Source organism: Nitrospirota bacterium (assembly GCA_037386965.1).
GTDB lineage: Bacteria > Nitrospirota > Thermodesulfovibrionia > Thermodesulfovibrionales > JdFR-86 > JARRLN01.
The window spans coordinates 1-9,746 of record JARRLN010000078.1; the positions used below are offsets into that span (position 1 = coordinate 1).

Consider the following 9,746-nt stretch of genomic DNA (forward strand, 5'->3'; position numbering starts at 1 on the left):
CTTCCTTTCCATCTGCCCAAGCAGGCCGTGGAGGACGTTCAGCTCCGGCTTCGTCAGGGCGGCCCTGCCCAAGACGCGCTTGAGCACCCGGCGTGTCTGCCGCTCGGGATGGCGGCTTCCCTTCAAGGGGAATTCGAGCATCGCGAGCACGGCCCCGAGCCTCTCGTACAGGTGGTCCAGCTCCTCGTGGGTGGCCATCCTCTTCGAGGGTGCTGCGCCCTCCGCTTCGGGTCCGGCAACCCTCTCCTGGCGGCCGAGCTCGTAGGCCAGGACGGCCACCGCGTGGGAGAGGTTCATGGAGGGCTGGGCGGGCTCGGTGGGGATGGTGACCATGAGCCCGCACGCCTCCGCCTCCCTGTTGGTGAGGCCCTTCCTCTCCCGGCCAAAGACCACGGCCACCCGGTCAGCCCGGGCCGAGAGAAAGGCCCTTCTCATCCCTTCCTCCAGGGTGACGAACACGCCCCTTCGCTTTCCCTTCCGCCGGGTGGTCCCCACCACCAGGGCGCAGTCGGCCACCGCCTCCTTCAGGCTTCCCAGACGAGGGGCTTCCGCAAGGACGTCCTCGGCGTTGTGGGCAAGCCAGGTGTCGGCGTCCCGGAGGGTGGGGTTTACGAGCCTGAGATGCCCAAACCCCATGTTCTTGAGGGCGCGGGCGGAGGCTCCCACGTTGCCGCCCTCCCCGGGCTCCACCAGCACGAACCGGACGTTGTCTTTCCAGTGCTTCACGAGGGCTCGATGATGCCCGCGATGATGCGCGACCAGAGGGCGTAGCCCTTCTCGCTGAGATGGACGCCGTCTTCGGAGAGGAGCTCCCGCAGGTTGCCCTCCATGAAGGCCTTGTGGATGTCCAGATAAAAGGCCCCCGTCTCCTCCGCCAGGTCCCGGAGGCGGACGTTGGCCTGCTCGACGGCGCGGGACTTTACCCAGGGAAGGAGGGTGGGCAGGAGGCTGGTTATGTATATGCGGGCCCGGGGATAGGCGGCCGCGAGCTTCCCCAGAATCTCCCGGTACTCGCCGATGAAGCCCGGCTCTTCCATGGCCAGGTTGTTGATGCCGGTCATGAGGAAGACCATGTCCGCGCGGGGATGGGTGGAGACGATGCGGTCGATGCGCTCCAAGAGCCACTGGACGGTCTCCCCCGAGACACCCAGGTTCTCCACCCTGTGGCGGGGAAACCGCTCCTCCCAGTCAAAAAACTCGATGAGGGAATCGCCGATGAAGAGGATGTCCTTTACGGGGGCCATGACTCTCCGTCTATTATATACAAGGGCCGGGAGAATGTAACCCCGGCGCCTTTGGCCGCGGGAGGGGCCGCGCGTCTGAATTAGTTTCAGAGGCCGCCGGAGCGACCCCGGGTGGCAGAAATTCATGGACGGCTCCCGCCGTCTTCACTATAATTGAGGCGGGTGGGTTGTGAGACTGGAGGACCTGATAAGGAAGAACCGGAGCTACCGGCGCTTTGCGCGCGAAGGCTCCATCACGCGGGAGACCCTGAAGGAGCTGGTGAACCTGGCGCGCCTGAGTGCCTCGGCCGGGAACCTTCAGCCGTTGAAGTACGTCCTTGCCTGCGACCCCGAGGGCAACGAAAAGATATTCCCCTGCCTCTCCTGGGCCGCCTATCTCGCCGACTGGCCGGGCCCGGCCGAAGGCGAGCGGCCCTCGGCCTACATCGTCGTCCTGGGCGACAGGGAGCTGAGCCGGAGCTTCCACTGCGACCACGGCATCGCCGCCCAGAGCATCCTTCTGGGAGCGGTGGAGCAGGGCCTGGGGGGCTGCATCCTGGGCTCCATCAACCGTCCCCGGCTCAAGGAGGCCCTGGGCATTGCCGATCGCTACGAGATTCTCCTCGTCCTGGCCCTGGGCAAGCCGAAGGAGACCGTCGTTCTCGAGCCCGCCGGGGGCGGAGAGATAAAGTACTGGCGGGACGAGAGGGGCGTGCATCACGTGCCCAAAAGGCCTCTGGAGGAGATAATCCTCGACCTCGGGTAGTATTCCGTCCGTAAATAAGCATCATTAATTTCCTATCCATAATTCATCTGTCCGAACGCGTCATCCCCCGGCGTGGTCGGGGAATCCAGCTCTTCCCCCCTTTTTCTGTTTCTTTCGAAGGGCGTTTCTAGAACCTGTCTCACAATTGATTTCGAAGCGAAAGAGAGAATAAATGGCGGCAGACAAGGAGGGAAGGGGAAATCGCCCGGAGGCGCAGCAGAGCTGCGTTGAGGACGATTTTCTCTTCAGGACGCCGTATGCCGTGCCATTTAGGCCGCTTTCGGCCAGGGGTCCCCGAAAAGTCGCAAGACTTTTCGGGGCTGAACCGGAAGCAATTTTGAGACAGGTTCTAGAGGGAGGGCAGCTTCGCCAGGGCCTCCTTTATCTTCTCCTCGGGGTAGGCGTAGTCCACGAGCTTTCCTTCCAGGTAGTCCTGGTAGGCCGAAAGGTCCAGGTAGCCGTGGCCGGAGAGGTTGAAGAGGATGACCTTCTCCTTGCCCTCCTCCTTCGCCCTCTTCGCTTCTTCGATGGCCCCGAGGATGGCGTGGGCGCTCTCCGGGGCGGGGATGATGCCCTCGGTGCGCGCGAAGGTGAGGGCGGCTTCGAAGACCCCCGTTTGTCCGTGGGCCACCGCCTCTATGAGGCCGTCGCTCAAAAGCTGACACAGAAGGGGGGCGTCGGCGTGGTAGCGGAGCCCGCCGGCATGGATGCCCGGGGGGACGAAGTCGTGCCCCAGGGTGTACATCATGAGCAGCGGGGTGAGGCCCACGGTGTCTCCGAAGTCGTAGCGGAACTCTCCCTTGGTGAGGGTGGGGCAGCTCAGGGGCTCCACGGCCAGCACCCGGAGGTCCCTGCCGTTTATCTTGTCCTGGAGGAAGGGAAAGCTTACCCCGCCGAGGTTGCTCCCGCCGCCGCAGCAGCCGATGACCACGTCGGGGTAATCCCCCGCCATCTCCATCTGCTTCTTGGCCTCCAGGCCGATGACCGTCTGGTGCAGGAGCACGTGGTTCAGGACCGAGCCCAGGGAGTAGTTCGTATCCTCGTGCGTGGCGGCGTCCTCCACGGCCTCGCTGATGGCGATGCCCAGGCTTCCCGGGCTTTCCGGGTCCTGGGAGAGAATCTTTCTGCCCGCCTCGGTGAGGTTTGAGGGGCTCGGGTGCACCGTGGCCCCCCATGTCTCCATGGATATGCGGCGGTAGGGCTTCTGGTCGAAGCTCACCCTCACCATGTAGACCGTCACCTCCAGGCCGAAGAGGCTTCCCGCGAGCGAGAGGGCCGCCCCCCACTGCCCGGCGCCCGTTTCGGTGGCGATGCGCCGTGTGCCGGCCTGCTTGTTGTAATAGGCCTGGGGGATGGAGGTGTTGGGCTTGTGGCTTCCCGCGGGGCTTACCCCTTCGTACTTGTAATAGATGCGGGCGGGGCTCTTCAGGGCCGCCTCCAGGCGGTGGGCGCGGAACAGGGGCGAGGGGCGCCAGAGCGTGTATATGTCAAGCACCTCCTCGGGGATGTCTATCCATCGCTGGGTGCTCACCTCCTGCTCGATGAGGGCCATGGGGAAGATGGGCGAGAGGTCCTCGGGCCCCGCGGGCTGGCGCGTGCCCGGGTGGAGGGGCGGTTTCATGGGGTTGGGCATGTCGGCGGCGATGTTGTACCACTGCCTGGGAATGTCCCTGTCCGAAAGCACTATCTTCGTCTCGCGCATGGTTTTCCTCCGGTCAGCAGGTCTGGAAAAACTCCATATTATAACACGGTTGCGAAACTTGCCTGCCGGCGGGAGAAGTCCGGGGAACGTTGACCTTTTCCCCGGGGGCCGGGCTATAATCCAGAAGCATGCTGAAGAGCGCGACCTCCGGCCGCCGGAGCCCCGCCAGGGACAGGCCCGTCATCCTCGTCGCCAACCCCGCCGCCCACGGCTCGCGCCGGGCGCTCATAGGGGAAGCGGTCCGGCATCTGAGGGGCCGCGGCCTCACCGTGGAGGTCAGGCTCACCCGGGGCCTGGGCGACGGGCTGCGGCTGGCCCGGGAGGCCGCCCGCGAGAGGCCGCGCTTCGTCCTGGCCGGGGGCGGGGACGGCACGGTCAACGAGGTCATCAACGGCCTGGACGGCTCGGGGGTCCCCGTGGGGCTTCTCCCTCTGGGGACCATGAACGTCCTGGCCCGGGAGCTGGGCATTCCCGGGACGGTGGAGGGCTCCCTGAAGGTGGTCCTCGAGGGGGCGCCCAGGCCGGTCACCCTGGGCCGCGTCGTTCTGACCGGAGCTCCGGAGGCCCCTTCGCGCCTTTTTTTCATGTCGGCCGGGGTGGGCTTCGATGCCTCCGTCGTGCGGGGCCTGAACCGGACGCTCCGGCGCTGGATGCCCCGCACCGCTCACGTGGCAAGCGGCCTCAAGGTGTTGAGCCTATGGCGCCCCGGGGAGCTCCGGGTAAGGACCGGCCAGGACGACCTGCGAGCCTATTCCCTCATCGCAAGCAAGACATCCCTTTATGCGGGCAGCCACCCCCTGGCGCCCGGGGCCGGCATCACCTCCCCGGACATCCATTTTTCCCTCATCCAGGGGCCGGAGCGGCGGGACATCCTGAGCTTTCTCGTCAGGCTTCTGCTGAGAAGCCACCGGGGGATGCGGGGTGTGACCTTCCTCGAGAGCCGGCGCATGGAGATAGAGGGCGTGGCCCCCGTGCAGGTGGACGGGGAGTACATCGGCGAGACCCCAGCCCTCATAGAGTCGGCCCCCGGGGCCATCGAGATTATCTACTAGTATGGTGTCCCAAATGTATTTGTCATTGTCCGGCTTGACCGGACAATCCAGAATTTTCATGCCTTTCTGGATGCCCGCTTACAGTCCGCGGGCATGACGGCATAGATAAGTCGATTTTGAGATAGGTTCTAGTTAGTTCACGACATTGAAGTCCGAAACAATGCCTCTTTCAAAGCCGGCGTCCGGCATCAGAAATCCCTTGTCCCCGTGTCCCCGTTTCGCTATCCTTAGAATGGGCGCACAGAGGAGGGCGAAGGGGGATGGAGCTTCAAGGCAAGGTTGCCGTCATAACCGGCGGCGGACGCGGCCTCGGGCGGGCCGCGGCCCGACTGATGGCCCGGGAGGGGGCCTCCGTGGTGCTCATGAGCAGGACCCGCTCGGAGGTGGAGGAAGCGGCCCACGGCATCGGGGAGAACGCCCTGGCCGTGCCCGGGGACGTCTCCCGGCTTCCGGAGGTAGAGCGCACGGTCGCCCGCGCCCTCCAGGCCTTCGGCGGGCTGGACATCCTGATGAACAACGCCGCCGTCCTGGGCCCCCTGGCCCCCGTGCACGAGATAGAGCCCCCGGACTGGGAGGAAACTTTCCTCATAGACCTCCATGCCGCCCAGATGTTCGCTCATGTGGCCGTGCCCCGCATGCTTGAGCGCGGCGGGGGAAAGATAATAAACGTCACCTCCGGCCTCGGGGAGATGGTCTACTCGCCCTTCGGGGCATACTCGGCGGCCAAGGGCGCCCTGAACCACCTCACCCTCATCATGGCCGCGGAACTGGGGGGACTGGGCATCGGAGTCAACGCCATGGACCCCGGCGTGATGGACACCGGGATGCAGGCCGAGGTCCGCGCGATGGGGCCGGATGTCCTGGGCGAGGAGGTCTACGGGGAATTCGTCTCCATGAAGGAATCGGGCTCCCTGGACCCTCCGGAGAAGGCAGCGCGGCTTGCGGTCTTCTTGGCCTCCTCGGCCTCCGACCACCTCAATGGCGAGGTGGGAACCGAGCGGCACTATGCACGGATGGGCTATCGCCCCGGAGGGTGAAAACGATGGTCTTTAAAAACAGGCGCGACGCGGGCAGACAGGTTGCCGAGAGGCTCAGGCACTACAAGGACAGAGAGGACGTCCTGGTCCTGGGGCTCCCGCGCGGAGGGGCCGTCAACGCCGAGGAGATAGCCCGGGCCCTGCACTGCCCCATGGACATTCTCATCATCAGGAAACTGGGCTTCCCGGGCCAGCCGGAGCTTGCCATGGGAGCGGTGGCCGAGACCGGTGCGGTGGTGCGCAACGAGAGTGTCATCCGCCAGGGAGCCGTCACGGAGGAGCGCTTCCAGAGCGAGGTGGAGAGACAGAAGGAGGAGATAGAGCGCCGCAAGGAGCGGTACCGCGGAGGCCAGAGCATCCCGGATGTCTCGGGAAAGACCGTCATCCTCGTCGACGACGGCGTGGCCACCGGCTCCACCATGAAGGCCGCCATCCAGGCCCTCCGCGAGGCGGGGCCGGCCAGGCTGGTGGTGGCCGTGCCCGTCTCCTCCCGGGAGGCGGAGGCCGAGATCAGGCCCATGGTGGATGAGTGGTTGTGCCTGGAAACCCCCCAGTGGTTCATGGCCATCGGGGGGTTCTACGACGACTTCGCCCAGGTGAGCGACGAGGAAGTGGTGGAGATACTCAACCGCCGCCGCCGGGAATAAGCCCGAGGCCCTCTCAGGGCCTCTCCCGCGGCTTGAGGACCTCGGCAATGAGCCACAGGGTCCCCCGGATGCCGTAGCTTTGAAGGATGGTGCGCATCTTGTTCGCCCAGGAGTAAAGGAAGCTCAGGGGGCGGGAGACGTTCTTTGCCGTGGCGTAGTCGTACTCCCAGACCCGGCTCCGCGCGGCCCCCAGGGCGTCGAGGATTTCCTCCACCCTCTCTCTGTCCCGGTCCAGCGAGTACACGCATATGGCCCCCGGGTCGCGCCTCCAGTACTTGGCGCCCTCCACCTCCCCGCCCTCGATGTAGGGCTCGAGCCCGCGGGCCAGCTCCACCAGGTTTTCCTTCCTGTCAAAGACTATCCACTTTCCCCCGTGCTGCACCCACTCGTCGGGGTCCGCTCCCCACAGCCTCCGGGGTACGAGCCGGGTCCAGAGGAGGTCGCTTTCGTACCTCATGGGGCCACGCCCTGCCGGGGCTTCGGACGCATGAGCATGGTCAAAGCTCCATGAGCCTTTTCTTGATGTCCACGGCGGCCACGGCCCCCTGCCCGGCGCTGATGACAATCTGGTCGTTGCCGGTGTTCAGGGGGCCCACGATGTAAAGGCCCGGGAGCGAGGACTCACAGTGGCGGTTGACGACGTACTTGAAGCCCTTGGAGTCCCGCTCCAGGCCCAGCCCCGAGAGGTACTCGTCCTGGAGGTGGAAACCGAAGTTGGCCATCACCACCTCGCAGGGGATGCGCGTGCCGTCCTCAAGCACCAGGCCCTCCAGGCCCTCCTGACCCAGCAGCCTCTCGGGCCTCCCCTTGTAAAGGGTGATGCCCTGGGAGGCCAGCTCCTCCCTGTAGTCCTCCGGCGGGTCGTACATGAGCAGAAGCAGGGAGATGTCCCGGGTGTACATCTTCTTCATGGCAAAGGCCAGCCGGACGGTGTTGATGTGGTTTCCCACCACGAGGAGCTTCTTTCCCGTGCAGCGGTAGCCGTCGCAGTCTATGCAGGTGAAGAAGCTCCGGCCGAAGTGCCGGTGCATGTCCTTTATCCGGGGGAGCTTGTCCATGACCCCGCTTGCGGCGATGACGGTGCGGGCGCGATAGACACGGCCGCTTCGGGCGTGCACCTCAAATCCGCCCTCTTGCCCTTTCTTCACGGAGAGGACCGTGTCTCTTTCTACCTCGGCGCCGAAGCTCCGGGCCTGCCCTTCGGCTATGTCCAGGAGGTCCGCTCCGCTTATGGCGGGATGCCCCAGGTAGTTTTCCACGTGCCTGGCGTGGCGCGTCCTTCCCCCGGAGCGATCCAGCACCACTACCCCGAAGTTGTATCGCGCCAGGTAGATGGCGGCCTGGAGCCCCCCGGGGCCGGCTCCCACGATGACCGTCTCGTAGGACTCCTTATTCTTTTCCACGCAGGTACTCGATGAAATTCATGGAGTCCTTGGCCGTCAGCCGCCCCAGCGCTCGGCTGCTGTAGGAAGCCGTGCGCACCACGCCCCCGGGGTCCAGGAGGAAGCCCGTGGCGTGGACGTATCCGTCCTGGGCGTTGTAGAAGCATCCGGTGCGCTCCGAGAGCTTCGCCGCCTCGACGCGGCAGAGCACGGGGAAGGAGAGGCCGTATTTCTTCACCGTCTCCCTGGCGGCGTCGGGGGTGTCGGAGGAGGCGGCCACCAGGGCGATGTCCTTTTCCCGGAACTGCCCGGCGTGCTTCTGGAAGTCAAGCAACTGCTGACGGCAGTACGGTCAGAAATGTCCCCGGTAGAAGATGAGCACCGCCCACCTTCCCCCGAGGTCTCCGGGCAAGGCCACCGTGCCTCCCTCGGTGCTCTGAAACGCCATTTGGGGGAACCTGTCTCCCGTATCAAGCGGCGGGGTGTCCGCCCGTGCCATGCGTCCTCCCCTTTTCTACCGGCCCCGGCTCAGGCGGATGGCCGGCGGGCTGTCCCCAAGGGGAGGCTCGCTTACCGCTCCGGCTATGAGCCGCTCGTACAGGGGCTCTATCTTGCCCAGGAAGTCCTCGACGTCCATGACGCCGGAGCCGATACTTCGGTACTCGGTGAGCCTTTTCACGCCCTTCTCCAGGAGCTTTACGGCTCCCGAATACTCGCCTTTCTTGCACTGGTCCAGCGCCCCGGCCACCATGATGAGGCCCTGGATGAAGAGCTTGGGCGGGGTGTCCTTGGCCTCGCCGAGCCAGAGCTGCTCCCAGGCGTCGTGGGCCTCGAAGTACCTGCCCCGGTTGAAAAGCTCCACGCCCCGCTCGAAGTCCTCGGCCGAGCCGGGAAACTCTAGCATGCCTTCTCCCGTCCTTCCTCCACGAGATGCTTGACGATAAGCTCCGAGACGAAGCCCTGTTTCTTTTCCACCAGCACCTCCATCCGCGCGCCCCCGCCCGGGGTGTCCTCCATCCTGCCCAGTCCGAGGAGCCTGTCTTCCTCCTCGGCAATGACGTATCCCTCGTAACGCACGGCCGGCTCGCGGCCGAAGCGGCCCAGGAGCTCTTTCATCCGGGGCACATCGGCCTCCAGGGCATGGCGCACCTGGACCACCTTCCCCGTAATCCGCGAGGTCATGGTATAGGGTTTCCACTGGCGCATCGCTTTTCCTCCCCGAAGAATTCTTTCAGTGTGCGGGCTTCGGCGAGAGCCTCCGGTGAAGCTCCCGGCCGAGCGCGTCCTCTCCTTTGAAAACACTTGCCTGAAACCCCTCGGAGCGGGCCCGCTCGACGTTTTGCTCCTTGTCGTCGATAAAGAGGACCTCCTCGGGCGCAAGGCCCATCTGCCGGGCCACGTCCCGGAACAGGCCGGGGTCCCGCTTTCCCTTCCCCATCCGGTAGGAGTTGAAGACGTAGTCGAAATGCCGATAGAAGGGCGAGCGCTCGTTCAGCTCCTCGAGCCAGTCGGTCTGGTCGCTCAATATCCCCACGGTAAGACCGGCCTGCCGCACCTCGTGCGCCAGCTCTAGCACGCGGAGGCGCAGGACGAACCTCCCGAGTACCTCCTCCCTCATCGCCGCCGCCGTGCCCTCGATGCGCGTTTCAGTCGTCGGCGTGGCCATTACGTCAAAGGTCACTTGCCTGGTAACGTCCGTGATTGTCAGATCTCCCACAATCTGAAACGTATACGTTTCGCCAACAGCGCCGCGATCAGGCAGCCCGATGACTTCAAGCGGTGCAAAGGTTACAAGGGGATCTGGACCAGGTTCGGCGTGAACTGGCAGAGCTGAATGTGGTCATCCCGCAAAACTCGGCCGAGGTCGATCGCTTGGCCCTGCGCGAGCTCTCCGTTTCCAGCCGCCAGCGGGAGATGGCGGTGCGCCGCTCCCTCGG

13 protein-coding genes and 1 pseudogene are annotated in these 9,746 nt (G+C 65.1%); 4 read left to right on the forward strand and 10 right to left on the reverse strand.

The window, feature by feature from the left end; all coding sequences use genetic code 11:
• Together P8Y39_10685 and P8Y39_10690 are read right to left on the reverse strand one after the other, a co-directional pair.
• Positions 1 to 726 (reverse strand): TrmJ/YjtD family RNA methyltransferase (locus P8Y39_10685; GenBank protein MEJ2192791.1); only part of this gene is annotated, 726 nt, incomplete at its 3' end.
• Entirely contained in the window at positions 723 to 1,244 is a 522-nt protein-coding gene (locus tag P8Y39_10690) for a GDSL-type esterase/lipase family protein (protein ID MEJ2192792.1), read from the reverse strand. The genes P8Y39_10690 and P8Y39_10685, both read right to left, overlap by 4 nt.
• A 169-nt stretch (positions 1,245 to 1,413) precedes the next feature.
• On the opposite strand from P8Y39_10690, the gene P8Y39_10695 reads away from it, so the two are divergent.
• Positions 1,414 to 1,989, forward strand: coding sequence for a nitroreductase family protein (locus P8Y39_10695; protein MEJ2192793.1), 576 nt, complete (start codon positions 1,414 to 1,416; stop codon positions 1,987 to 1,989).
• A gap of 349 nt (positions 1,990 to 2,338) precedes the next feature.
• Here the strand turns inward: P8Y39_10695 and P8Y39_10700 are convergent, their stop codons facing one another.
• Entirely contained in the window at positions 2,339 to 3,691 is a 1,353-nt protein-coding gene (locus P8Y39_10700) for a TrpB-like pyridoxal phosphate-dependent enzyme (protein MEJ2192794.1), read from the reverse strand.
• A 128-nt stretch (positions 3,692 to 3,819) separates the two neighbouring features.
• Here P8Y39_10700 and P8Y39_10705 point away from each other — a divergent pair, with 128 nt between their 5' ends.
• From P8Y39_10705 to P8Y39_10715, 3 genes are all read left to right on the forward strand, one after another.
• Complete coding sequence (locus P8Y39_10705; protein MEJ2192795.1) at positions 3,820 to 4,743, forward strand: diacylglycerol kinase family lipid kinase; 924 nt, start codon at positions 3,820 to 3,822, stop codon at positions 4,741 to 4,743.
• A gap of 260 nt (positions 4,744 to 5,003) precedes the next feature.
• A complete protein-coding gene (locus P8Y39_10710; protein MEJ2192796.1) occupies positions 5,004 to 5,780 on the forward strand; it encodes an SDR family NAD(P)-dependent oxidoreductase in 777 nt (258 codons plus the stop codon).
• 5 nt (positions 5,781 to 5,785) lie between these two features.
• Positions 5,786 to 6,427: a phosphoribosyltransferase gene (locus P8Y39_10715; protein MEJ2192797.1), complete on the forward strand. Its 642-nt coding sequence runs from the start codon at positions 5,786 to 5,788 to the stop codon at positions 6,425 to 6,427.
• 13 nt (positions 6,428 to 6,440) lie between these two features.
• On the opposite strand, the gene P8Y39_10720 is transcribed toward P8Y39_10715, so the two are convergent.
• The 7 genes and pseudogenes from P8Y39_10720 to P8Y39_10750 form a co-directional block, all read right to left on the reverse strand.
• A complete protein-coding gene (locus P8Y39_10720) occupies positions 6,441 to 6,884 on the reverse strand; it encodes a hypothetical protein (GenBank protein MEJ2192798.1) in 444 nt (147 codons plus the stop codon).
• Between the two features lie 40 nt (positions 6,885 to 6,924).
• Positions 6,925 to 7,830 (reverse strand): NAD(P)/FAD-dependent oxidoreductase, encoded by a 906-nt coding sequence (locus tag P8Y39_10725; protein MEJ2192799.1) that lies wholly within the window; start codon positions 7,828 to 7,830, stop codon positions 6,925 to 6,927.
• Positions 7,817 to 8,146, reverse strand: a pseudogene (locus P8Y39_10730) (redoxin domain-containing protein). The gene P8Y39_10725 and the pseudogene P8Y39_10730 overlap by 14 nt, the downstream one beginning before the upstream one ends.
• A gap of 15 nt (positions 8,147 to 8,161) precedes the next feature.
• Positions 8,162 to 8,308 (reverse strand): hypothetical protein, encoded by a 147-nt coding sequence (locus P8Y39_10735; GenBank protein MEJ2192800.1) that lies wholly within the window; start codon positions 8,306 to 8,308, stop codon positions 8,162 to 8,164.
• Between the two features lie 15 nt (positions 8,309 to 8,323).
• Entirely contained in the window at positions 8,324 to 8,713 is a 390-nt protein-coding gene (locus P8Y39_10740; protein ID MEJ2192801.1) for a DUF309 domain-containing protein, read from the reverse strand.
• Complete coding sequence (locus P8Y39_10745) at positions 8,707 to 9,015, reverse strand: hypothetical protein (GenBank protein MEJ2192802.1); 309 nt, start codon at positions 9,013 to 9,015, stop codon at positions 8,707 to 8,709. Before P8Y39_10745 ends, P8Y39_10740 begins: the two co-directional genes overlap by 7 nt.
• Positions 9,016 to 9,040: 25 nt before the next feature.
• Positions 9,041 to 9,526 carry an HAD-IA family hydrolase gene (locus tag P8Y39_10750; GenBank protein ID MEJ2192803.1) on the reverse strand — a complete coding sequence of 162 codons (486 nt, stop codon included), beginning with the start codon at positions 9,524 to 9,526 and terminating at the stop codon, positions 9,041 to 9,043.
• Between the last annotated feature and the right edge of the window lie 220 nt (positions 9,527 to 9,746).

Bases quoted from the DNA above. Each gene is read 5' to 3' on its own strand.
- P8Y39_10690 (MEJ2192792.1), bottom strand. From the start codon at position 1,244: ATGGCCCCCGTAAAGGACATCCTCTTCATCGGCGATTCCCTCATCGAG.
- P8Y39_10700 (MEJ2192794.1), bottom strand. From the start codon at position 3,691: ATGCGCGAGACGAAGATAGTGCTTTCGGACAGGGACATTCCCAGGCAG.
- P8Y39_10705 (MEJ2192795.1), top strand. From the start codon at position 3,820: ATGCTGAAGAGCGCGACCTCCGGCCGCCGGAGCCCCGCCAGGGACAGG.
- P8Y39_10710 (MEJ2192796.1), top strand. From the start codon at position 5,004: ATGGAGCTTCAAGGCAAGGTTGCCGTCATAACCGGCGGCGGACGCGGC.
- P8Y39_10715 (MEJ2192797.1), top strand. From the start codon at position 5,786: ATGGTCTTTAAAAACAGGCGCGACGCGGGCAGACAGGTTGCCGAGAGG.
- P8Y39_10720 (MEJ2192798.1), bottom strand. From the start codon at position 6,884: ATGAGGTACGAAAGCGACCTCCTCTGGACCCGGCTCGTACCCCGGAGG.
- P8Y39_10735 (MEJ2192800.1), bottom strand. From the start codon at position 8,308: ATGGCACGGGCGGACACCCCGCCGCTTGATACGGGAGACAGGTTCCCC.
- P8Y39_10740 (MEJ2192801.1), bottom strand. From the start codon at position 8,713: ATGCTAGAGTTTCCCGGCTCGGCCGAGGACTTCGAGCGGGGCGTGGAG.
- P8Y39_10745 (MEJ2192802.1), bottom strand. From the start codon at position 9,015: ATGCGCCAGTGGAAACCCTATACCATGACCTCGCGGATTACGGGGAAG.